This is a genomic window from Nocardiopsis sp. LDBS1602 (assembly GCF_035818715.1).
GTDB classification, from domain to species: domain Bacteria; phylum Actinomycetota; class Actinomycetes; order Streptosporangiales; family Streptosporangiaceae; genus Nocardiopsis; species Nocardiopsis alba.
Window position 1 is genome coordinate 451,573 of the sequence record NZ_JAYLVW010000002.1, and the last position, 23,591, is coordinate 475,163.

Genomic DNA, 23,591 nt, shown 5'->3' on the forward strand with positions numbered 1-23,591 from the left:
GTTGGCCACTTTGGGTGCGGGGTGACGGGGCAAACAGTCCGATCCACCTGGGGCGACCGGGTCGACGACCTAGGATGAGACGACACGCGGGGGCGATCCGCGCAGGTGTTGCCGGTCAACAGCGGAGGTTGTGTCATGAGCCAGGACTACAGCGACTACGGGGACAAACTGCTCCCGCCGGGCCTGACCTACGACGATGTTCTGCTGGTCCCGGCCTACTCCGACCTTCAGCCCGGAGAGGTGGACACCGCCACGCGGCTGTCCCGCAACATCTCCCTGAGCATCCCGCTGATCTCCGCCGCGATGGACACCGTCACCGAGGCCCGCATGGCCGTGGCGATGGCCCGCCAGGGCGGCGTCGGCGTCCTGCACCGCAACCTCTCCGCCGAAGACCAGGCGGGCCAGGTCGACCTGGTCAAGCGCTCCGAGGCCGGCATGGTCACCGACCCCGTCACCTGTCGTCCCGAGGACGACCTGGCCGAGGTCGAGCGCCTCTGCGCCCACTACCGGATCTCCGGCGTCCCGGTCACCGACGAGAACGGCACCCTCGTCGGCATCGTCACCAACCGTGACATGCGCTTCGAGGACGACCGCTCCCGCCCGGTCCGCGAGGTCATGACCACCCGGAACCTGGTCACCGCCCCCGTCGGCGTCGGCCGCGAGCGCGCCTTCGAACTGCTGCGCGAGCACAAGGTCGAGAAGCTCCCGCTCGTGGACGCCGACAACCGCCTGCGCGGTCTGATCACCGTCAAGGACTTCATCAAGAGCGAGCAGTTCCCCAACGCCACCAAGGACGCCGACGGCCGCCTCGTCGTCGGCGGCGCCGTGGGAGTGGGAACCGCCGCCGAGGAGCGCGCCAAGCTGCTCATCGACGCCGGGGTCGACTTCATCGTCGTCGACACCGCGCACGGCCACTCCGCCGGCCTCGCCGACATGGTCTCCAAGCTCAAGGCCAACTCCCGCGCCGACATCGTCGCCGGCAACGTCGCCACCCGCGCCGGCGCCCAGCTGCTGATCGACGCCGGCGCCGACGCCGTCAAGGTCGGTGTGGGGCCGGGCTCCATCTGCACCACCCGCGTGGTCGCCGGCGTGGGCGCGCCCCAGCTCACCGCCATCCTCGAGGCCGCCAAGGCCTGTGGGCCGGCCGAGGTCCCGCTCATCGCCGACGGCGGTCTCCAGTACTCGGGCGAGATCGCCAAGGCCATCACCGCCGGGGCGAGCAGCGTCATGCTCGGCAGCCTCCTCGCCGGTGTCGAGGAGAGCCCGGGCGAGCTCATCTTCATCAACGGCAAGCAGTTCAAGGCCTACCGGGGCATGGGGTCGTTGGGCGCCATGCGCGGCCGTTCCTTCTCCAAGGACCGCTACGCGCAGGCCGACGTCTCCTCCGAGGACAAGCTCGTCCCCGAGGGCATCGAAGGACAGGTCCCCTTCCGCGGCCCGCTCTCGGCCGTCGCCCACCAGCTCGTCGGCGGTCTCCACCAGTCCATGTGGTACGCGGGCACCCGCACCGTCCCCGAGCTCCGCGAGCGTGGCCAGCTCATGCGCATCACCAGCGCCGGCCTGCGCGAGAGCCACCCGCACGACATCAAGATGACCGTGGAGGCCCCCAACTACAACGCCCGCTGACTTCGGGCGATGGGGCCGAGCAGAGGATGACCGCGGGCGGATAGACTCGCGTCCGCGGTCATCGCTCCGGTCGACCGGCCGGAGCCGCACGTCAGAGGGGAAGCGAAGCGTTGGCTCAGGTGGAGATCGGGCTGGGCAAGAACGGGCGTCGTGCCTACGAACTCGACGAGATCGGGATCGTGCCCGCCCGACGGACCCGCGACCCGGAGGAGGTGTCGATCGCCTGGCAGATCGACGCCTACCGGTTCGAGACGCCCCTGGTGGTCAGCCCCATGGACAGCGTCGCCTCGCCCAAGACCGTGGTCGCGGTCGGTGAACAGGGCGGACTCGGCGTTCTCGACCTGGAGGGTCTGTGGACCCGCTACGAGGACCCCGAACCGCTGCTCCAGGAGATCCGGGACCTCGACGACGTCGCGGCCACCAAGCGGCTCCAGGAGATCTACTCCGCCCCCATCCAGGAGGAGCTGATCGGCCGCCGGATCGAGGAGATCCGTGACGCCGGTCTGGTCACCGCCGCGCGCCTGTCGCCGCAGCGCACCGCCCAGTACCACAAGGCGGTCGTCGACGCGGGCGTGGACATCTTCGTCATCCGCGGCACCACCGTCTCCGCCGAGCACGTCTCCGGCCGGGCCGAGCCGCTCAACCTCAAGCAGTTCATCTACGACCTCGACGTCCCCGTCGTGGTCGGCGGCTGCGCCACCTACACCGCCGCCCTGCACCTGATGCGCACCGGTGCCGCCGGTGTCCTCGTCGGCTTCGGCGGCGGCTCCGGCCACACCACCCGCTCCGTCCTGGGCGTGGCCGTCCCCATGGCCAGCGCCATCGGCGACGTCGCCGCGGCCCGCCGCGACTACCTCGACGAATCCGGCGGCCGTTACGTGCACGTCATCGCCGACGGCGGTATGACCGGCAGCGGCGACATCGCCAAGGCCCTGGCCTGCGGCGCCGACGCCGTCATGGTCGGATCCCCGCTGGCCCGCGCCACCGAGGCGCCCGGCGGCGGCTACCACTGGGGCAGCGAGGCCCACCACGAGGAGCTCCCGCGCGGCGAACGCGTCGAGGTCGGCACCATCGGCGACCTCAAGTCGATCCTCCACGGCCCCGCCTCCACCAGCGACGGCTCCATGAACCTCATGGGCGCCCTCCGCCGCACCATGGCCACCTCGGGTTACACCGATCTGAAGGAGTTCCAGCGGGTGGAGGTCGTGGTCAACCCGCACCGTTAGGGGTGTGACCGCTGCTCGGTCTCCCACCTCGCCACGGGGGGTTTCCGGTTCGGGCGCCGGGAGTGTTCTGCAAGACGAGTCGAGCCGCCCGCGAGGTACGAGCGTAGGCGTGGACGAGGATGAAGAACGCTCCCTCCCTTGGCGCCCGAACACGCGCCGAAGCGAAGCGGAGGCGCAAAGCAAACACTTTCGGGCCTCAGCCCCGGCAGGGTGTAACCGGTACACGATCTCCTGCCTCAACCCCCAGGGGGTTGGTGCAGGAGACCGTGTGCCGCGACCCCAGAGGGTTGGTGTAGGAGACCGCGTACACCGACCCCCTGGGGTGCCGGAGGGTGCGGACTTCCACCTTCACCCCCAGGGGTGGGACCCGCCGCTCGATCTCCTACCCCGACCCCAGGGGGTTGGTGCAGGAGACCGTGTGTCCCGACCTCAGGGGGTTGATGGGGGAGACCGTGTGCCGCGACCCCCTGCGGCCGGTGCAGGAGACCGCGTGCCGGTCACTACAGGGGGTCGAGGTAGGGGCGGGGCCGTTACTCCCTCGGGGTTGCTGTAGGAACTCGTGTACCGGTCACACACCCTGAGGGTGGGCGTTCGGGCAGGTGGGGGCGGTCGCTCGAGGGTGATCGAGTGTCGGGGGACGTCTCGCGTCACGCGGGGCGTCCCCTTTTTCGTGCGCGCACGGGTGCGATTCGTAGGCGATCGTGTGCCACTATGAGGCGAGTTTTGTTGTCTCGTGATGACTCGGTGACCTTTCTTTGGGGAGGACGGGATGGGCGACAGCGCGACCGGTGCTCGACGGCGCCGCGGTCCGACGATCGCGGTCTGTATCACCCTGGCCGTGTGTCTTCTGGTGACGGCCGGGGTCGTGGTCCTGGTGGGCAAGGTCTCCAGCGCGCTCAACACCTGGGAGGCGCCGGGAGCGGCGGCGGAGGAGCCCTCGGCGGGCGCGATCGCCACGCCTCCGCACGACGAGCTCACCGGTCCCCCCGAGCACCACGACGTGGTCGCCCGTGAGGAGGGGTCCGAGGCCGACACGGCCGAGGAGGAGCCCCTCGACGCGGGCGCGGACGAGCGCACCCGACCGGAGAGCGGTCCGCCCAGACCGGACGAGGCCTGGCTCGACGAGGTCGCCGAGGGCACCGGGATCCCGGTGCGCGCCCTGGAAGGGTACGCGGGCGCCCAGCTGATCCTCGACGAGGAGCTGCCCACGTGCGGACTGTCCTGGCCGACCCTGGCCGGCATCGGCTACGTGGAATCCCGCCACGGCACCTACGCGGGCGGCGAGATCGGCCCCGACGGCACCACCACGGTGGACGTCATCGGCATCCCGCTGAACGGGCAGAACAACACCCAGGCGATCCCGGACACCGACGGCGGTGAACTGGACGGGGACACCGAATGGGACCGGGCGATCGGCCCGATGCAGTTCATCCCGAGCACCTGGGCCCGATGGGGGGACTCTCCGAGCGGCGACACCCCCGACCCCCACAACATCGACGACGCGGCCCTCAGCGCCGGCCGCTACCTGTGCGCGGACGGACGGGATCTGACCACGGCGAACGACTGGGAGCGGGCGATCCTCACCTACAACCGTTCCGGAACCTACGTGGCCGACGTCCTGGCCTACGCCCACGCCTACGCCGACGCCTCCTGAGGGGTGCTCTTGTCGCGCACCCACGCCCAGGCCGCGTCCTCCTGGTCGAGCTCGAAGAAGCGCAGATCCATGTCGACGAAGGCGTCGGCGAGGGTCGTGAGGAAGCGGATGATCCGGTCGTCGCCCACCACCGCGTAGCGCTCGATGTCGTGCAGGTGCTCCTTGGCGAACCGTAGGCGTTCCTCCAAGGTGGGCGTCTCGGTGGAGGGGCGGCCGTGGATGCGGACGAGGAGGCGGGCCGCGCCGTAGTGGCGGATGACCTCGCGCACCTCGTCCAGGATCTCCTCGAAATCGTCGTGGGGGATCGTGTCCTCCACCTCGTAGCCGAGCACGTCGTCCTCGCCCGAGTCCAGTCTCCTGTACACGGCTCCTCCCTTCCTCGAAAGAGGGTGTGCGGGCGGACTACCCGTTCGAGGTGTCCCCCATGCCCTTCGAAGAAGGTCGTTCGACGTCAGGGCAGGGTGTACTCGAAGGTGTAGGGGACCGAGGGCTCCCCGTGGACGGCGACGTAGGAGCCTCGACCGCTCAGCCCCTCCAGCGCCCCGGTCCCGCTGCCGGAGACGACCTCGAAGGAGCACCGTACGTTCCCCTGACCGGTGAAGGTGCCGCGCTCCTCGATGGTGAAGGCGCCTTCGCGGCCGTCCAGGGTCCCGTTCAGCAGCTGGAGCCCCGCGAACGAGCCGGTGCCGTCCTCCAGGTAGACGAAGGTGTAGGCGCAGGTGCTGTCGGGCGCCTCGATCCCACCGCTGAAATGGTTGGTCACGTGGGCCCGCGCGAGAGTGGGGCCGGGGCCTTCGGTCAGTTGCTCCTCCTTCCAATCGGAGAAGGTGAAGGCTCCCTCGATCCGGGTTCCGTTCGACGATGACATGGCATGACCCCTCGTTTCGGTGCGGGTCTCTCCCGCGTTCGAGGACCAGCCTGCTCGGGGTACCTGACATCTTCTGTCAGGTAGGCGGAGAATGTTCTCATGCGCGCCGATCGACTGGTCTCCCTGATCCTGTTGTTGCAGAACCGAGGCCGTATGACCGCGGACCGCCTCGCCGCCGAACTGGAGGTCTCGGTCCGCACCGTCTATCGGGACGTGGAGGCGCTCGGCACCGCGGGCGTCCCGGTGATCGCCGATCGGGGCCCCGAGGGCGGCTACCGGTTGATGGAGGGGTACCGCACCCGGCTGACCGGGCTCACCGGCGCCGAGGCCGACTCGCTCTTCCTGCTCGGAGCCCCCTCCGCCGCTCGCGACCTGGGATTGGACGCCGTGCTGGCGACGGCCCGGCACAAGCTGCGGGCCGCTCTCCCCGCCCCGTTGGCCGAACGCGCCGAGCGGGTCCGGGACCGTTTCCACCTGGACGCGCCCGGGTGGTTCCGCGACGCCGAGGAGGTGCCTCTTCTGGCGGAGGTCACCGAGGGGGTATGGGAGCGGAGGGTGCTGCGCGTCCTCTACCGGCGGCGGAACACCGAGGTCGAGCGGGAGCTGTGGCCGCTCGGCGTCGTGCTCAAGGGCGGAACCTGGTATCTGGTGGCGTCGGTCGAGGCCGGGGACGAGCGGGCGGTGCGGACCTACCGGGTCTCCCGCCTTTCGTCCGTGGAGACGACCGGGAAGGTCTTCGCGCGGCCGACCGGTTTCGACCTGGTCTCCTACTGGGAGGAGTCGGCCCGTCGACTGGAGGGTTCGGTGCTCCGAGGGAGGGCCCGCCTGCGGATCTCGCCGAGGGAACGGGAGCTGTTGCCGATGCGGTTCGGCGCGGTCGGGGTCCGTGCCCTGAAGGGGGCCGGGCCACCGGACGAACGGGGCTGGGTGGAGGTCGAGATGGAGGTGGAGACGCTCGCCGTGGCCGTGGGCGATCTGCTCCGCATGGGCACGGGGGCGGAGGTACTCGGTCCGGAGGAGTTGCGTCGAGCGGTCGCCGACGAGGTGGCGGCCTTGGGGCGTCTCTACGAGGGGAGGGACCGAGGGGGTGGTGGGGATCGGGGAGGCCCCGTGTGGCTCCGCGAGATGTCGGGGTCGTCCGGGTTAGCCTGAGAGGCCCACCGGTCGGTCGCCACACCGATCGGCCCGATGGACGGGCCTCGAGCGGGTATGCGCTCGGGAGAAAGACCCATCGAGACGGAGGACGACCTATGGCGACCACCTGGTTGGGACCGAAGGGCCGCGCCACGGCGCTGGCCTCCATGGCCGACGAGGAACTCGACGTGCTCGTGGTCGGAGGTGGGATCGTGGGGGCGGGGATCGCCCTGGACGCGGTCTCGCGCGGCCTGTCCACGGGGTTGATCGAGGCGCGCGACTTCGCCTCGGGCACCTCCAGCCGGTCCAGCAAACTGATCCACGGCGGGCTCCGTTACCTGGAACAGCTCGACTTCGAACTCGTCCAGGAGGCGCTCCAGGAACGCGGGCTCCTGCTCACCCGACTCGCCCCGCACCTGGTCCGGCCGGTGCCGTTCCTCTTCCCCTTCCAGCACCACTGGGAGCGTTTCTACATCGGGGCCGGCGTCGCCCTCTACGACACCCTCGCCATGACCTCGCGCAATAACCGGGGGCTGCCCTCGCATCGGCATCTGACCAGATCCGGTGCGATGAGGGTCTTCCCCGCGCTCAAGAGAAGCGCCCTCGCCGGAGCGATCCAGTACTGGGACTGTCAGGTCGACGACGCCCGCTACGTCACCACGGTGCTGAGGACGGCGGCCGGCCTGGGCGCGCGGATCGCCTCGCGGGTACAGGCGGTCGAGTTCCTGCGCGAGGGCGAGCACGTGGTCGGGGCGACCGCGGCCGACCTCGAGAGCGGGGAGCGGCTGCGGATCCGGGCCCGGCAGGTGGTCAACGCCGCCGGCGTGTGGACCGACGACATCCAGGAGATGGTCGGCGGTCGCGGTCAGATCCACGTGAGCGCCTCCAAGGGCGTGCACCTGGTGGTGCCGCGCGACCGTATCCAGGCCTCCTCCGGGATGATCCTCCAGACCGAGAAGAGCGTGCTCTTCGTGATCCCCTGGGGGCGGCACTGGATCATCGGCACCACCGACACCCCCTGGGACCTGGACAAGGAGAACCCGGCGGCGAGTCGGGCCGACATCGACTACGTCCTGGACCACGTCAACCAGGTCCTGCGCACGCCGCTGGGCCGCGACGACGTCGAGGGCGTCTACGCGGGTCTGCGCCCGCTGTTGTCGGGGGAGTCGGAGGAGACCTCCAAGCTGTCCCGCGAGCACACGGTCGCGCATCCCGTACCGGGTCTGGTGCTCATCGCGGGCGGCAAGTACACCACCTACCGGGTCATGGCCAAGGACGCCGTGGACGCGGTGGCGCACGGCCTGGGCGGAGGTGTTCCCGAGTCGGTCACCGATCGGCTGCCGCTGGTGGGCGCGGACGGCTACTCGGCGCTGTACAACCAGCGTCACCGGCTGGCCCGCGACTCGGGCCTGCACGTCTCCCGGATCTCGCATCTGCTGCGCCGTTTCGGGTCGGCCGTCCACGACGTGCTCGACCTGATCAAGGAGCGTGAGGACCTGGGCCGCCCGCTGGCCGGGTCCGACGACTACCTGAGGGCCGAGGTCGTCTACGCCGTGGAGGCCGAGGGCGCCCGACACCTGGAGGACGTCCTGTCCCGGCGGACCCGCATCACGTTCGAGACCTGGGACCGGGGGATCGCCGCCGCCGAGGAGGCGGCCGAGCTGATGGCCGAACCCCTCGGGTGGGACCGGGCGCAGGTGGAGCGCGAGGTGGAGTACTACCGCAAGGGCATCGAGGCCGAACGCGCCGCCCAGGAACAGGACACCGACCAGGAGGCCGACGCGATCCAGCACGGGGCGCCGGAGATCGTCCCGGACGTGCACGCCGACCGTTCCTGAGCCGGACTTCCGATATTCGGAACACAGGGGGGATCGCACTGGTCACACAGTGCGGTCACCCTGTTGTGTCCCATGGCACACGGTCCCGTTAGGGTGCTTATGACCCCCTGGTGTACTTACCCTCCAAAGGACCCGCAGTCATGATCAAGGTGCTGCTCGTCGAAGACGACGTCCGGCTCGCCGACGCCCTCGCCGGTGCGCTCGAAGCACACGGTTACGAGGTGGACCAAGTCCGAACCGGAGCGAGCGCGTTGGCCGCGCCGCCCGCCGATGTCGTTCTTCTCGACCTCGGGTTACCGGACATGGACGGCATAGAGCTGTGCCGTCTCCTTCGTGAACGTCAGGACTTCGGGGACACCGCGGTCATCATGGTCACCGCGCGGGGCCGGCAGCGAGACCGTGTACTGGGGTTGCGTTCGGGTGCCGACGACTACGTGGTCAAGCCCCTGGGCATCGAGGAACTCTGCGCCCGGATGGAGGCCGTCCTGCGGCGCACCCGTAAGAGGGTCGACACCACGTTGGAGGCCGGCCCGGTCCGTGTCGACCTGATCACCCGCACCGTCGAGTGCGAGGGGAGACCGGTCGAGCTCACCCGGAAGGAGTTCGACCTGCTCGTGGTACTGCTGCGCGACGCCGGGGCCGTCGTCTCCCGTGAACACCTCCTGCTCCGCGTGTGGCAGACCGCCTGGCCCGGCACCCTGCGCACGCTCGAAGTGCACATCGGCACCCTGCGCTCCAAGCTGGGAGTACCCCGGCTCATCCAGACCGTGCGCGGGGTCGGATACCGCCTGGGAAGCGCCGGCGGACCGCACGGCGGCCGTCCGGTCGCCGCGTCCGCCCGCGCCTCTCGGAGCTGAGAGGCCGACTGGGGCCCGGTATGCGCAGACGTCTGGTGACCGTGTACGTCACCCTGCTGGTGGCGGCCTGCCTCGCTCTGGCGGTGCCCTTGTGCGGCAATATCGCCGCCCGCGGCACCTCGGACATGCTGCTCGACAGGATGAACGACACCGCGCGTTTCGCGGGGTTGGCCGAGCCGAGCGTGCTCACCGGGAACGGGGGCACCCTCGCCGGTGAGCTGGCCGCCTATGAGCAGGTGTACGGGATCGCGGCACTGGTGGTGGACCGTGACGGCGAGGTGGTGGCCTCCTCACGGTCCGGCCTGACCCTCGCCGATCTGGAGCCGGACGGGTGGTCCGGCGGGGACGGCGACATGCCCGAGCCGGTGCGCACCGCCCTGGCCGGGAACCGGGTGGGCGGTGACCACGTGGTCTGGCCCTGGCAGGATCGCCCGCTCGTGGTGGCCGAGCCGATCGGTCGCTCCGGGGAGGTGGTCGGCGCCGCCGTCACCGTCTCTCCCACCGAGTCGCTGCGTCGCGCCACCCTCGTGCAGTGGGGGGTGACCTGGCTGGTGGCGTTCGCGCTCATGCTGGCCGGGATCGCCGCGGCCGGTCCGCTCACCCGGTGGATCCTGCGTCCCATCGACGACCTGGACGAGGCCACCCGCGCGGTGAGCGGCGGGAGTCTGGACATCAGGGTGCCCACGGCGGCCGGCCCGGAGGAACTGCGGCGGTTGGGGGAGTCCTTCAACCAGATGGCCGACACCATCACCTCCATGTTGGAGAGTCAGCGCACCTTCGTGGCCTACGCCGGACACCAGGTCCGCAACCCCTTGGCCGCGCTACGCCTGCGGGTGGACGGTCTCGCCCGACACCTGGGACCGGACGCCCGGCAGGAACACGAACTGGCCTTGGACGAGGTGGACCGGCTCACCCGTATCTGCGACAGCCTGCTCACCCTCGCCCGTACCGAGGACGCCGAACACTCGATGGTGTGGGAGGACGTCCGGGAGGTCGTCGAGAACCGGGTGGCGGCGTGGAGCCCCATCGCCGAACGCGCCCGCGCCGAGCTGCTCTGCGAGGGGAGGTCTGGGGTATCGGTGCGCTGCGTGGAGGGCACCCTCGACCAGGCCTTGGACGCGCTCATCGACAACGCCCTCAAGTTCGGCGGACACGGGGTGCGGATCGTGGTCCGTGTGGGCGAACCGGTGTGGGAGGTCGACGGTCGGGAGGGGCATCTGGACGTTCACGTGGTGGACGACGGCCCCGGCCTCCCCGAGGAACAGCTCGACCGGGCCACCGAACCCTTCTGGCGGGACGGTGGCGGGGGCGGCTCCGGACTGGGGCTGTCCATCGTGGTCACCCTGCTGGAGCTCCAGGGGGCGAGCCTGTCGTTGCGACCGGCACGGCCGAACGGGATCGACGCCCGGATCCGGCTCCGGGCGATCTCCCCTCACGAGCCGGGGGAGGGGTGCGAAGGGGACCCGGAGGGGACGCCGGAGAGTCATGGGCGTACTTGACCGACCGGTAGTAGGAGACGGCGCCCGGATGCAGGGGCACCGGCAGTGTCGATATGGCCGACCTCGGATGCAGTTGCAGGGCGACCGGGTGGATCTCCGCCAGTTCGTTCCGGGACTCGAACAGCAGCCGGGTGAGCGCCTCCGCCGTCCGATCGGGCATCTGCTCGTTGGCCACCAAGAGGCTCGGTACGCCGATGGTGCGCACCGCGGGCACGTTCTCGTACGTTCCGGCGGGCACCGGTAGCTCGGAGAAGAACTCGCCGTACTCCTCGACCATGTCCGGAACGTGTTCGGACAGGTCCAACAACCGGATCGGGGTCCGTTCGGCGAGATCGGCGACGACCTTCGTGGGCAGACCGCCGGACCAGAAGAAGGCGTCGACCCGCCCCTCCTCCAAGGCCGAGGCCGAGGCGCCGATGGAGAGCCGCAGCCGGGTCACGCCCGAGGGGCCGGAGGGCGGTGTCGCCCGTTCCTCGTCCCGGGGCCCCTCCTCGTCCATCGGTATCCCGCTCTCGATGCCCTCGCCGTCCTCCCCGAGACCGGAGGCGCGGAGGAGGCGTTCGGCCATCATCTCGGTCCCCGACCCCAGCGCTCCCACGGAGACGGTGCCCCCCGCCAGGTCGGAGACGCTCTGGTAGGGGGAGTCCGCGCGGACCACCACGTGCGTGTGGTTGTCGTACAGGCGGGCGATCGCGGTGATCGGCAGTGGACGGTCGAAGGGCTCCTCGCCCTGGACGGCCAGGGCCGCCACGTCGGCGAGGGTGAAACCCGCGTCCAGCGATCCCGAGGCGACCAACCGGTTGTTCTCCACACTGGCGGCCGTCGTCAGGACACGGATGCGCGTGTCCGGATCGGAACCGGCCACGTGCGCCAGACCGGTTCCATACGTGTGGTACACGCCGCCGGCTCCACCCGTGCCGATGGACAGGTGGAGGGGGTCCGTGTAAAGGGGGTGTGACCAGGAGAGCAGTGTGACGGTCAACAGACCGACGGAGAGGGCTCGGGTGGTCGCCCACAGACGGTGGGTGGGAGGCCGCTCCATACCCGAACAATAGCAATCGGGGACGAACCTCAGGAGAGGCTCAAATTCACCTCCCCGGTTTACCCGTTTCACAGGAATGACGGTTAGGTTGCTCGCGACGGAGAGTGGTACATGCCATATCCGTACCCGGAGGGCGGGTGTGTACCGGAGTACCCATACCCCCGAAGTTCTCCGACATCCCCTGAGCCGAAAATCCGAGAGGACCCAACCGACCATGCGACGCAATCCGCTGTCCCTGGCCGCCATCCCCGCCGGCGTTCTCCTGCTGGCGGCGTGCGGGGCACAGCCCGCAGAGCAGGCCGCCGAAGACGTCGAACTCGGTGGCGGGCCCGTCCAGAACAACCTCAGCATCGTCACCGGCGGCACCAGCGGTGTGTACTACCCGATCGGCGGCGCCCTGCGCACGATCATCGGCGACAACCTCGAAGGCCAGAGCGCCTCGGTCGAGGCCACCGGCGCCTCCGTCGAGAACATCCGTCTGCTGGGCGGCGGCGACGGCCAGCTCGCCATCGTTCAGGGCGACGCCGCGGACCAGGCCTTCACGGGTACCGGTGACTTCGAGGGCGAGCCGATCGAGACCTACTCGCTCGCGGTCATGTACCCGAACGTCTTCCACGCCGTGACCCTGGCCGACATCGCCGAGTCCAAGGGCTTCGAGTGCTTCTCCGACGTGGTGGGCAACCGCTACTCCGTCGGCGACATCGGCAGTGGTAACGAGGCCACCACCAACCAGGTGTTCGAGTCGCTGGAGATCTCCTCCAAGGAGATCGAGCTCCAGCAGCTCGGTTACGCCGAGACCGCCAACGCCCTGACCAACAACCAGCTCGACGCCGGTTCCTGGGTCGTCGGCGAGGGCCACTCGGGTATCACCGAGCTCGGCACCACCGAGGACATCGCCATCATCGAGATGTGCGACGACGAGCGCGAGGCGGTCGTCAGCGGCTACGGCGGCTACACCGAGCACGTCATCGAGGGCGGCACCTACCCGGGTGTCGACGAGGACGTCGACACCATCGCCGTGTGGAACGCCCTGGTCGTGAGCGGGGAGTTCAACGAGGACCAGGCCTACGAGATCACCAAGGCGATGTTCGACAACATCGACCAGGTCATCGGCGTCTACGGTCCCGGTGAGAAGTACCTGGTCCCGGAGACCATCGAGAACAGCCCGGTCCCCGTCCACCCGGGCGCCGTCCGCTTCTACGAGGAGCAGGGCATCGAGATCCCGGCGGACCTGCTGCCCGAGACGGACTCCTCCGGCGACGAGGACGCCGCCGCCGAGGACTCCGACGACGAGTAGGACCCGTGACCCGATGAGTACCCCGAAGAGGGTGCGCGGATCCGCGGACACCGGAACGCCCCGGCGTCCGCGGATCGCCGCGATCGGGGGCATCACCATCCTCCTGGCCCTGGGGGCGGCGGCCGCCCTTCTGCCCCTGTGGCCCGCGCTCCGGTTGAGCGTCGACGGAGAACACCTCGGCCACCTGCCCCTGGCCGAGGGGGAACGGTTCACGATCGCCTACGTGCACTCGATCGACCATCTGCCGATCGAGGAGAACATCGAGGTCCGCGAGGACACCCTGGTGGTCGACTCCACCCGCCTACGCCAGTTCGGCGCCGGTATGGGCCACATCCCCGGAGAGGGGAACGGCCGAGCCGACGGTGAATGGTGGGTCATCGAGGACATGGAACGCGACATCGGACCCGAGGTCGCGATCCGCGTGGGCGCGCCCTCGGTCGACCACCGCGTGCGCACCCCCGACGCCGAGGTACGGCTGTCACCGTGCCTGGCGACCCGCAGGGTGCTCATCGAGCCCGTCAGGGCCACCGCCCTCCAGCTGCTCTTCGATCACGATCCGCAGCCGGAGTGCGACTAGCACGACCGAGGGAGTGTTCCCGAGGACACGCCCCGCCCCCGCCTGAGACACTCCGCCGCGCGACCCTTCCGTGTCATACGCCCCGCGCGGCCCAGCGAACCGAGGAAGAACATGGCCGAGACCCCAGGACAGGCGAGGGGCGATTCGCCCCCGAGCCCGGAGAAACCCGAGGCGGACGCGACCGAAGCGACCGTCGAGGGCACCGACACCGCGACCGTCGTCACCGAGGAGGGAACGGAGAGCGACCCCGGAAAGAAGAACCGTAGGACCGGGACGTCCGCCGACGCCCTGCCCGACGTCGACGGACTCGGCGAGGACGCCCCGCCGTTCTGGCGCAGGATCTCCGCCGAGCGCTGGGGCGAGGGACGGGCCGGGATGATCATGGGCGGGATCATCCTCGCCCTGGGCATCGCCCTGACCGCCTTCCAGCTCTACATCGCCCTGCGCGCGGGGTTGGACGCGCGTCAGCAGCGCCTCATCCACCTCATGCTCGTGATGATGATGGTCTTCGTCATCATGCCGCCCTTCAAGAAGGCCAAGGTCGGGGAGAACCCGGCCCTGGTCCTCGTGGGCGCGATCCTCGACCTGCTGATGGTCGTCGGGACCGTGGTGGTCAGCCTCTACCCGATCGTCTTCCAGGCCGAGTTGGCCCGACGGGCCGGCGCCTACACCGAACTCGACTGGATCGTGGGCGCCATCGCCATCGTGATCCTGTTGGAGGCCACCCGCCGCTCGGTCGGCCTGGTCATGGTCCTCCTGGTCGCGGCGTTCCTCCTCTACGCCTACTACGGGCCCTACATCCCGGGACAGTTCGGCCACTCGGGTGTGACCCGCGAACGCATCGCCACCCACGCCTTCCTGGGCAACGACGGCATCTACGGGCTCACGTTGGGCGTGGTCGTCACCTTCGTCTTCGTGTTCATCCTGTTCGGCGCGCTGCTGTCCAAGACCGGCGGCGGCAACTTCTTCGTGGGTCTGTCCTACGTGCTCACCGGTCGCATGGTCGGCGGCCCCGCCAAGGGCGCGGTGCTGGGCAGCGCCCTGATGGGCTCGGTCTCCGGTAGCGCCATCGCCAACGTGGTCACCACCGGACCGTTCACGATCCCGCTGATGAAGAAGGTCGGCTACAAGAAGCACGACGCGGCGGGTGTCGAGGCGGCCGCCTCCACGGGTGGCCAGATCCTGCCGCCGATCATGGGCGCGGGCGCCTTCCTCATGGCCGAGCGGCTGGGTATTCCCTACGCGGACATCGTCAAGGTCGCGATCATCCCGGCGCTGATGTACTTCGCGCTGATGTTCCTGTTCGTGGACATCCTCGCCCGTAAGCACAACGTCGGTCTGATGAAGAAGGAGGACCTGCCCTCCTTCGGCGAGGTGATGCGCGCCGGCTGGCACTTCATGGCCCCGCTGATCCTGCTCATCGTGCTGCTGCTCAACTACGTGCCGCCCACACAGGCCGGCCTGGCAGCCTGTGGCTCCCTGCTGGTCGTCGCCATGCTGCGGGCGAGCAGCCGGCTGAGCCTCAAGGACTTCCTCGAGGTGTTCGTGATGGCGGCCCGCAGCACCCTGCCGGTGTCGGTGGCCTGCGCCGTCGCGGGCATCATCGTCGGCATGGTCGGCCTCACCGGCCTGGGCCTGGTCTTCTCCGACGTGCTCGTGAACGCCTTCGCCGGAAGCCTGTTCATGACCCTGGTGATGGTGGCCCTGGCCTCCCTGATCCTCGGCATCGGCCTGCCGGTCACCGCCTCCTACGTGGTTCTGGTCATCCTGGCCGGCCCGGCCCTGGAGCAGCTCGGCCTGGCGCTCATCGTGGCCCACATGATCGTGTACTGGCTCAGCCAGGACTCCAACGTGACCCCGCCGGTGGCCTTCGCGGCCTTCGCGGCGGCCGGTATCGCCGACTCCAAGCCGATGCGCTCGGGTGTGTCCGCGTGGAAGTTCGCCAAGGGTCTGTACCTGATCCCGCTGCTGATGGCCTACTCGGCGCTGATGGAGGTCGACGGTCCCATCCTGGACCTGGTCATCGCGATCGTCACAGGATCGGTCGCGCTCGCCGCCGGAGCCATGGCCATCGAGGGCTTCTTCCTGCGCCGCACCCTGCTGGGCGAGCGCATCGCCCTGGGCCTGTCCGCGGCCCTGGTGTTGATCGCCCCGGAGTGGACCGGTTGGACGCAGTCGCTGCTGTCGGTCCACGTCGCCTCGGACTGGTTCGTGCTGGCCGGCACCGTGGCCTGTACCGTGCTGATCGCCCTCCAGGTGATCAACCACCGTCGGGACAAGGCCAAGGGCCTGGTCGCCGACTTCGGTGTGGTGCAGAACAAGACCGAGGTCCCCGAGACCGCGGCGAACTGATCCCCTTTCAGGGCCCGCCGTCCTCTTCGGGACGGCGGGCCCTTCGCGTGCCCGGCCCGGGCGGACCGATCACCGATGCCCTAACCTCGCTGACATGGCTGGCATGTGGCGATTCGGATGGAAACCGACGAGGGCACCGCGCGGTGCCGACCTGGAAGGGGTGTTGGTCTCCTCCTCTCTCGGGACCGATCCGCTGTTGCGCGCCGGCTGCCGCGCCGTCCGCGAGGGCGACGTCGAGGTCGGCTCCTCCCTGCTCCTGGAGACCCGGGACGACCCCGAGGCCCGCGCCTACCAGGTCGAGGCCCTGGGCCGGGCCGCGGTGGAGCGGATCGACGAGGTGGCCGCGCTGGTCGACGCGGGCGCCGACCGGGCCGACACGATGCTGTGGCTCGGCCACACCCTGATCGCCCGCGCCATGTCCCTGCCGGGCGGGGGACCCGCCGAACGCAAGGCCGTGGAGGCCGCCCTGCACGAGGCTCGCGTGCCCTTGGAGGAGGCGGCCCGGATCCACCCCGACGACGCCGCGCCCTGGTCCGCGCTCCAGACCGTCGCCATGGGGTTGGGCGATCGGGAGGAACGCGAACGCGCCTGGAACGAGGTCGCGAACCGTACGCCCCATCTCTTCTCCGCGCACATGACCCGGGTCCGGGCCCTGGCCCCCAGCCGGGGCGGTTCGGCCGAGGAGATGTTCGCCGCCGCGGGCGCCGCGGCCGACACCGCGCCCGAGGGAGGCCCTCTCCCGTCGGTGCTGGCGCTCGCCCACGCCGAGTTCCTGAGAGGGGAGCGGCGCCGTCTCGTGGACGAGGGCAACAGCGCCTACATCGTGTCCATGAGTCTGGGACGCCTGCACGGCGACGCGATCGGCGAACTCTTCCGTCTCGCTCGGACCTGGGCTCAGGCGCCGGTGCCGCACGTGCGCGACGTCCAGGCCCATCACCTGTTCGGGTGGGCCTTCCACCGGGCGGGGGAGAAGGACGCGGCACGATGGCATCTGGAGCGGGTGGGACGCTTCTCCACCGAGATCCCCTGGTCCTTCTTCGGCACGGCTCGGACCGAGGTGGCACAGGCCATGGCCGACCTGGGTGTGGACCCTCGCCGGGGGCCCGGAGAGGAACCCGAACCCGACCAGCGGTGACCCGGGGCGGGGGAGCGTAACGGGGCGAGGGCGGAGGGACGCCGACGAAAAGCACTGGTCCGCCCGGAACGGGATCGGTGACAATGCACGGGTGCTACTGACGATCTCGACCACGAACCGCCCGGCCACGGATCTCGGACACCTGCTCCACAAGCATCCGGACAAGGCGCAGAGCTTCGAGCAGTCCTTCGGGACCGCGCACGTCTTCTACCCCGAGGCCACCGACGAGCGCTGCACCGCGGCCCTGCTCCTGGAAGTGGATCCGCGGGCCCTGTTGCGCGCGCGTACGTCGGTGAGCACGCCCGACTTCTCCCTCGCCCAGTACGTCAACGACCGCCCCTACGCCTCCTCGTCGCTGTTCACGGTGGTGCTGGGCCGGGTACTGCGGAGCGCGATGCGAGGTACGTGCGAGCGGCGCCCCGAACTGGCCGACACCCCCATCCCCCTGGTCCTGAGTCTGCCCGCGGTGCCCTGTCACCCCGGTCCGGAGCGCGCCCGAGCGCTCTTCGAACCGCTCGGCTGGACGGTGGAGGCCGTACCGGTCCCGCTCGACCCCGACCTGCCCGATCAGGGCGACTCCCACTACCTGTCGCTGACCCTGACCGGCACCGTGCGGTTGTCCGAGGCGCTCAACCACCTGTACGTCCTCCTGCCCGCCATGGAGGGCGGGAACAAGCACTACTGGGTGGACTCCACCGAGATCGACAAGCTGCTGCGCGCGGGCGGGGCTCCGGTCGACGGGGTCGAGGGCGAGGAGGGCGCCGGCTGGCTGGCCGCGCACCCCGAACGCGACTGGATCACCCGCCGCTACCTGGCCCGCCGGGAACGGTACGTGCGCACGGCCCTGTCCCGTCTGGCCGAGTCCGAGGACCGGTCCGGCGAACCCGGGAACGACACGGTCCCGAGCGACCCGGCGGTGGAGGAACGCGAGCCCTCCCTGGCCGAGCGGCGCGTGGGCGCTGTCATGGCGGTCCTCGACGCCGAGCGGGCCACCAGCGTGATCGACCTGGGATGCGGCGGCGGCCGGCTGCTGGAACGTCTGGTCGGCGACCGGAGACTGGAACGGATCACCGGCGTGGACGTCCACGTGGGCGGTCTGGAGATCGCCCACCGCAGGCTCTGCCGGGGCTGCGAGCCGGGCGGCGGCCGCGGACACCGGCCGCTGTTCGCCGCCTCCCACGGTTCCGACGGGGGCGAGGGGACACCGGGCTCCCGCCTCGCGCTCCTGGCGGGCTCGGTGGTCTACCGTGACCGTCGCTTCCACGGTCACGACGCCGCCGTGCTCATGGAGGTCGTCGAACACCTCGACCCGTCCCGACTGCCCGCCATGGAGGACGTCGTCTTCGGCGACGCCGCGCCCCGCGTCGTCGTGGTCACCACCCCCAACGTCGAGTACAACCGCCACTACGAGGGCCTCGCCGACGGCGCCCTCCGCCACGCCGACCACCGCTTCGAGTGGACCCGCGCCGAGTTCGCCGCCTGGGCCGACCGGGTCGCCGAACGGTACGGCTACACCGTCCGGTACCTGCCGGTCGGCGACGAGCACCCCGAGACCGGGGCCCCGACCCAGATGGGAGTCTTCACCAAATGACCGAGCCGAACGTCGAGGCCGCCCGCGAGCCCCGCGTGCTCGGCGTGCCCCGGATGGGGCTCGTCCTGCTGGTCGGGGTCTCCGGATCGGGCAAGTCCACCTTCGCCGCCGAGCACTTCGCGTCCACCCAGGTGATCGGCTCCGACTTCTGTCGGGGCATGGTCGCCGACGACGAGAACGACCAGACCGCCACCGGCGACGCCTTCAAGCTGCTCGACACCATCGTCGACATCAGGCTGCGCCGTGGACTGCTCACCGTCGTGGACGCCACCAACGTCCAGCGCAAGGCACGCGAGAGCCTCATCCGCATCGCCAAGGACAACGACGTCCTCACCACCGCCATCGTCCTCGACGTGCCCGAGGCCCTGGCCCTGGAACGCAACCGCTCCCGCCCCGACCGCGACTTCGGCGACCACGTCGTACGCCGGCAGCGGCGTGACCTGCGCGACGGCCTCAAGCGTCTGGCCCGCGAGGGGGTGCGCAAGGTGTACCACCTCAAGGGGCAGGAGGAGATCGACTCCGTCCGGATCGAACTGGAACGCCCCTGGCCGGACCGGACCGAGCTGACCGGGCCCTTCGACATCATCGGCGACGTCCACGGCTGCCGTTCGGAACTGGAGACCCTGCTCGGCGAGCTCGGCTACGAGACGCGCAGGGACGAGGAGGGGCGCCCGGTCGGCGCCCACCACCCCGAGGGCCGCACCGCCGTGTTCGTCGGCGACCTCGTGGACCGGGGGCCCGACAGCCCCGGTGTGCTGCGCCTGGTCATGGGCATGGTCGCCGACGGCGACGCCCTCTGCGTGCCCGGAAACCACGAGAACAAGCTGATCCGCTACCTGAAGAAGGGCAAGGCCACCCTCACGCACGGCCTCGCCGAGACCGCCGAACAGCTCGGACGCGAGAGCGAGGAGTTCCGTCGACGGGTCCTGGAGTTCTGCGACGGCCTGGTGAGCCACCTGATCCTGGACGGCGGCTCCCTCGTGGTCGCCCACGCCGGGCTCAAGGAGGAGTACCACGGTCGTGCCTCCGGCCGGGTGCGCTCCTTCGCCCTGTACGGCCAGACCACGGGGGAGACCGACGAGTACGGTCTGCCCGTGCGGCTGCCCTGGGCGCGCGAGTACCGGGGCCGGGCCGCGGTGGTCTACGGGCACGTGCCCTCCGACAAGGCCGAGTGGCTCAACAACACCATCTGCCTGGACACCGGCTGTGTGTTCGGCGGACGGCTCACCGCGCTGCGCTACCCCGAGCGGGAGATCGTCGACGTCGAGGCCGAACGCGTCTGGTACGAGCCGGTGCGCCCGCTCGCGGACCAGGCGCCGAAACGGGACGGAGAGGGGACGGACCGGGCCATCGGCATCGACGACGTCGGTGCGGGGACCGGATCCGGGCTCTACGTCGACACCGGGTACGGGACCGTCCGGACCACGCCCGAGAGCACCCTGGCCGCCCTGGAGGTCATGAGCCGTTTCGCGGTCGACCCGCGCTGGCTGGTGTACCTGCCGCCCACGATGGCGCCCGCGCCCACCGCCGCCGACCCCGCCCTGCTGGAGCACCCCGACGAGGCCTTCGCCTCCTACCGGTCCTCCGGCATCGGGCAGGTGATCTGCGAGGAGAAGCACATGGGCTCGCGGGCCGTGGCCGTGCTGTGCCGGGACGAGGCCGCCGCCGAACGCCGCTTCGTCCCCGGTGAGCTCGGCAGCCTCTACACCCGCACCGGTCGCCCCTTCTTCAAGGACGCCGAACTCGGCCGCCAGGTGGTCGACGAGCTGCGCCGGGCCGTCACCGACGCCGGACTGTGGGACCGCCTCGGTACCGACTGGGTCGTCCTGGACGGTGAGCTCCTACCCTGGTCCGCCAAGGCAGGAGCGTTGATCCGCGAACAGTACGCCTCGGTGGGGGCCGCCGCGCGGGCCTCACTCCCCGCGGCCGGGGCGGCGCTGGCGGCCGCCGCCGCGCGTGGAATCGACGTGTCCGGGCTCGCCGACACCATCGAGCGCAGAAGTGGACAGATGGAGGCCTTCTCCCGGGTCTACCGCCGATATACCTGGGAGACCGACGGGATCAAGGGGCTGCGCTTCGCGCCCTTCATGCTCCTGGCCTCCGAGGGGAAGGAGTACACCGAGGCCGACCACCTGTGGCACATGGGCGTGGTCGAGCTGCTCGCCAAGGCCCACCCGATGATCCACCCCAACCGCTACCGGGTCGTGGACACCACCGACGGCGACGCCTGCGCCGCGGCCGCCGACTGGTGGCGGGAGATGGTCGACGCCGGAGGCGAGGGCATGGTGGTCAAACCGCTGTTGGGGGCCAGGGCCGAGGCGCGCAAGGGCCTGGTCCAGCCGGGGCTCAAGGTGCGCGGCCCCGAATACCTGCGGATCATCTACGGGGCCGACTACACCGACCCGGAGCGGCTCGCGGTGCTCAAGGAGCGCGGACTGGGCCGTAAGAACGGGCTGGCCATGCGCGAGCACAAGCTGGGGCTGACCGCCCTGGCCCGGCTGACCGCCGGCGAACCGCTGTGGCGGGTCCACGAGCCGGTCTTCGCCCTTCTCGCCCTGGAGACCGAACCGGTCGACCCCCGCCTGTGAGGCCGCCCCGCACGGGGCATCGGGGCCGGGGAGGGACACGCGCGGAAAACCGCTTGCGTGTTCCACCCCGGCCCCACCAGCATGAACGTGATCCCCACCGGCGACGGACGCCGGACACGACGGTGATCGAACCGGCACCCGGCAGAGAGGTCGACGGCATGCGGCGTTCCCACGGAATCTTCGAGCCCGCCCTTCGGACACGAGACCTCCTGGGAACAGCCCTTGACCAGCACCGTCAACCTCGGGATCGTCGCCCACGTCGACGCCGGTAAGACCAGCCTCACCGAGAGGCTCCTCTACGACACCGGGGCGATCGACCGCCTCGGCCGGGTCGACGACGGCGACACCCGGACCGACACCGGCCGCGTCGAACGCGAACGCGGCATCACCGTGCGCACCGCCGTGGCGCCCTTCCACGTCGGCGGCACACAGGTGAACCTCATCGACACCCCCGGCCACGCCGACTTCGTGGCCGAGGTCGAACGCGCCCTGACCGTCCTGGACGGCGCCGTGCTCGTCCTGTCGGCGGTCGAAGGGGTCCAGCCGCACACCCGCCTGCTCATGCGGGTCCTGGAACGCGCGCGCATTCCGACCCTGCTCTTCGTCAACAAGGTCGACCGCTCCGGCGCCGACCCCGAACGGGTCCTGGAACGGATCGCCCGCCTGACCGACCGTGCCCTGCCGATGGACCGGGTCGTGGACCCGGGTGGTCGCAAGGCCCGTGTCGTCGCCCACGACCTCGACGCACCCGACCACGCGGCCCGCGTCGCCGAGTTCCTCGCCGAACACGACGAGGAACTGTTGGCGGATCTGGTCGAGGACCGTTCGATGCCCGACGCCGGGCGGCTCCACGCGGGCCTGCGCGACCAGGTCCTGCGCGGCCTGGCCCACCCGGTGTTGTCGGGCTCGGCCGTCACCGGCGCGGGGATCCCCGCGCTGCTCGGGGCGATCACCGGGCTGCTCTCGCACCACCGGGGATCGCCACCGGGGAACGATGAGGAGACCCGGGGCACCGTCTTCGCGATCGAGCGCGCACCCTCGGGTGAGAAGACCGGCTACGTCCGCCTCTTCTCCGGGCGTCTCGAACGACGCGAACGCCGCACGTGGGAGCGGGCCGACCCCGCCGACGGCGAACCGCACGAAGGTCGCGTCACCCACCTCGAGGTGGTCGGGGCCGAACACGACCGTTCCAGGCCGCTGACCGCCGGCGGGATCGGCCGGATCCGTGGTCTGCCGGCCCTTCGGGTCGGCGACCGGCTCGGACCGCCCGTCGCGGCGCACGGGCTCTCCCGCCCCGCGCTGGAGGCCCTGGTCCGTCCCGAACGTCCCGATGAGGCCTCCCGCCTGCACGCCGCCCTCACCGCCCTGGCCGAACAGGACCCGCTCATCGGGTTGCGCGTCGTGCCGGGCGAGGGGGTCTCGGTCCTGCTCCACGGGGAGGTGCAGAAGGAGGTCGTCGCCGACACCCTGGCCACGGACTTCGGGGTGCGGGCGCTCTTCGGTCGCAGCGCCACGGTCCACGTCGAACGTCCGATCGGCGTCGGCACCGACATCGAGGAGATCGACCCCTCTCGACAGGTGGGGGCGCCGGTCGCGGTCGGCCTGCGGGTGGAGCCCGCGTTCGAGGGCTCCGGTGTGACGTTCCGGCGGAAGACCGAGCTGGGAGCCCTGCCGCCCGCCTACGATCGCGCCGTGGAACGGACGGTGCGCACGGCCCTCGGACAGGGGCTGTACGGGTGGCCGGTGACCGACTGCGTCGTGACCCTGGTGCGCAGTGGGTACGATCCGCCGCTCACCGAGGCCGCGCACTTCCGCCGACTCGTGCCGATGGTCGTCCTGAGGGCGCTGGAACGGGCCGGGACCCGGGTGTTCGCACCCGTCCAGGACTTCGAACTGGAGACCCCGGAGGAGACGCTGAGCCCGGTGCTCTCCCTGCTCGGAGGGCACGGCGCGCGGGTGCGCGAGATCGGGATCGACGGGGACGCCTGGCGGGTGACCGGCGAGATCGCGGCCGCCGAGGCGCATCGGGTCGGCGCCGAGATCGTGGGCGTCACCCGGGGCGAGGGCGTGTGGACCACCCGCCCGGCGGGGGAGCGGCCCCTCACCGGTGCCCCGCCCCGCCGACGCAGGACCGACGGCGACCCGCTGGTGCTCGACGAGTACCTGGTCCACCTGGCCAATGCCGGCCGCTCCGGAGCGGACTGACCCCACCCGGTCTGGACCGGACCGTACCGCCGTCGCCACCGACCCCCGGACTTGGACGATCGCACCAGGGCCGGGGGTCCGATCCGTGGTGGGATCACAACA

16 protein-coding genes and 1 pseudogene are annotated in these 23,591 nt (G+C 70.6%); 14 read left to right on the top strand and 3 right to left on the bottom strand.

Features of this window, described 5'->3' with window-relative positions; translation table 11 throughout:
* The first annotated feature begins 135 nt into the window (after positions 1-135).
* The 3 genes from guaB to U9J66_RS10155 all read left to right on the top strand — a co-directional run bounded on the left by guaB (position 136) and on the right by U9J66_RS10155 (position 4,506).
* Positions 136-1,626 (top strand): IMP dehydrogenase, encoded by a 1,491-nt coding sequence (guaB, locus tag U9J66_RS10145; protein ID WP_014912486.1) that lies wholly within the window; start codon positions 136-138, stop codon positions 1,624-1,626.
* A 119-nt stretch (positions 1,627-1,745) separates the two neighbouring features.
* Positions 1,746-2,852, top strand: coding sequence for a GuaB3 family IMP dehydrogenase-related protein (locus U9J66_RS10150; RefSeq protein WP_017533345.1), 1,107 nt, complete (start codon positions 1,746-1,748; stop codon positions 2,850-2,852).
* 769 nt (positions 2,853-3,621) lie between these two features.
* Positions 3,622-4,506 (top strand): lytic transglycosylase domain-containing protein, encoded by an 885-nt coding sequence (locus tag U9J66_RS10155; protein WP_326337579.1) that lies wholly within the window; start codon positions 3,622-3,624, stop codon positions 4,504-4,506.
* On the opposite strand, the gene U9J66_RS10160 is transcribed toward U9J66_RS10155, so the two are convergent.
* Together U9J66_RS10160 and U9J66_RS10165 are read right to left on the bottom strand one after the other, a co-directional pair.
* The gene (locus U9J66_RS10160) at positions 4,488-4,871 is read right to left on the bottom strand and encodes an STAS/SEC14 domain-containing protein (RefSeq protein ID WP_326337580.1); all 384 of its coding nucleotides are present in this window, start codon (positions 4,869-4,871) and stop codon (positions 4,488-4,490) included. The two genes, U9J66_RS10155 and U9J66_RS10160, sit on opposite strands and share 19 nt — an antisense overlap.
* A gap of 86 nt (positions 4,872-4,957) precedes the next feature.
* Entirely contained in the window at positions 4,958-5,374 is a 417-nt protein-coding gene (locus tag U9J66_RS10165) for a DUF3224 domain-containing protein (protein ID WP_014909980.1), read from the bottom strand.
* 99 nt (positions 5,375-5,473) lie between these two features.
* On the opposite strand from U9J66_RS10165, the gene U9J66_RS10170 reads away from it, so the two are divergent.
* From U9J66_RS10170 to U9J66_RS10185, 4 genes are all read left to right on the top strand, one after another.
* Entirely contained in the window at positions 5,474-6,526 is a 1,053-nt protein-coding gene (locus tag U9J66_RS10170) for a helix-turn-helix transcriptional regulator (protein ID WP_326337581.1), read from the top strand.
* 98 nt (positions 6,527-6,624) lie between these two features.
* On the top strand, positions 6,625-8,346 hold the full coding sequence (gene glpD, locus U9J66_RS10175) for a glycerol-3-phosphate dehydrogenase (RefSeq protein ID WP_014908649.1): 1,722 nt from the start codon (positions 6,625-6,627) through the stop codon (positions 8,344-8,346).
* 140 nt (positions 8,347-8,486) lie between these two features.
* Positions 8,487-9,203 carry a response regulator transcription factor gene (locus tag U9J66_RS10180; RefSeq protein ID WP_014909335.1) on the top strand — a complete coding sequence of 239 codons (717 nt, stop codon included), beginning with the start codon at positions 8,487-8,489 and terminating at the stop codon, positions 9,201-9,203.
* A gap of 20 nt (positions 9,204-9,223) precedes the next feature.
* Complete coding sequence (locus U9J66_RS10185; RefSeq protein ID WP_014909145.1) at positions 9,224-10,702, top strand: sensor histidine kinase; 1,479 nt, start codon at positions 9,224-9,226, stop codon at positions 10,700-10,702.
* 10 nt (positions 10,703-10,712) lie between these two features.
* Here U9J66_RS10185 and U9J66_RS10190 read toward each other — a convergent pair.
* Positions 10,713-11,990 (bottom strand): annotated as a pseudogene (locus tag U9J66_RS10190) (TAXI family TRAP transporter solute-binding subunit); the annotation flags it as partial.
* Between U9J66_RS10190 and U9J66_RS10195 the strand changes: the two are divergent.
* The 7 genes from U9J66_RS10195 to U9J66_RS10225 all read left to right on the top strand — a co-directional run bounded on the left by U9J66_RS10195 (position 11,959) and on the right by U9J66_RS10225 (position 23,489).
* A complete protein-coding gene (locus tag U9J66_RS10195; protein ID WP_161110641.1) occupies positions 11,959-13,041 on the top strand; it encodes a TAXI family TRAP transporter solute-binding subunit in 1,083 nt (360 codons plus the stop codon). The pseudogene U9J66_RS10190 and the gene U9J66_RS10195 overlap by 32 nt on opposite strands.
* Positions 13,042-13,054: 13 nt before the next feature.
* Complete coding sequence (locus U9J66_RS10200) at positions 13,055-13,618, top strand: DUF1850 domain-containing protein (protein WP_014909545.1); 564 nt, start codon at positions 13,055-13,057, stop codon at positions 13,616-13,618.
* A gap of 111 nt (positions 13,619-13,729) precedes the next feature.
* Complete coding sequence (locus U9J66_RS10205; RefSeq protein WP_042283986.1) at positions 13,730-15,970, top strand: TRAP transporter permease; 2,241 nt, start codon at positions 13,730-13,732, stop codon at positions 15,968-15,970.
* 103 nt (positions 15,971-16,073) lie between these two features.
* A complete protein-coding gene (locus U9J66_RS10210; protein WP_026124774.1) occupies positions 16,074-17,105 on the top strand; it encodes a hypothetical protein in 1,032 nt (343 codons plus the stop codon).
* Between the two features lie 91 nt (positions 17,106-17,196).
* Positions 17,197-18,696: a 3' terminal RNA ribose 2'-O-methyltransferase Hen1 gene (locus U9J66_RS10215; protein WP_326337582.1), complete on the top strand. Its 1,500-nt coding sequence runs from the start codon at positions 17,197-17,199 to the stop codon at positions 18,694-18,696.
* Entirely contained in the window at positions 18,693-21,284 is a 2,592-nt protein-coding gene (locus U9J66_RS10220; RefSeq protein ID WP_326337583.1) for a polynucleotide kinase-phosphatase, read from the top strand. The genes U9J66_RS10215 and U9J66_RS10220 overlap by 4 nt, the downstream gene beginning before the upstream one ends.
* 222 nt (positions 21,285-21,506) lie before the next feature.
* Positions 21,507-23,489 carry a translation factor GTPase family protein gene (locus U9J66_RS10225; protein WP_326337584.1) on the top strand — a complete coding sequence of 661 codons (1,983 nt, stop codon included), beginning with the start codon at positions 21,507-21,509 and terminating at the stop codon, positions 23,487-23,489.
* The last annotated feature ends 102 nt before the right edge of the window (positions 23,490-23,591 follow it).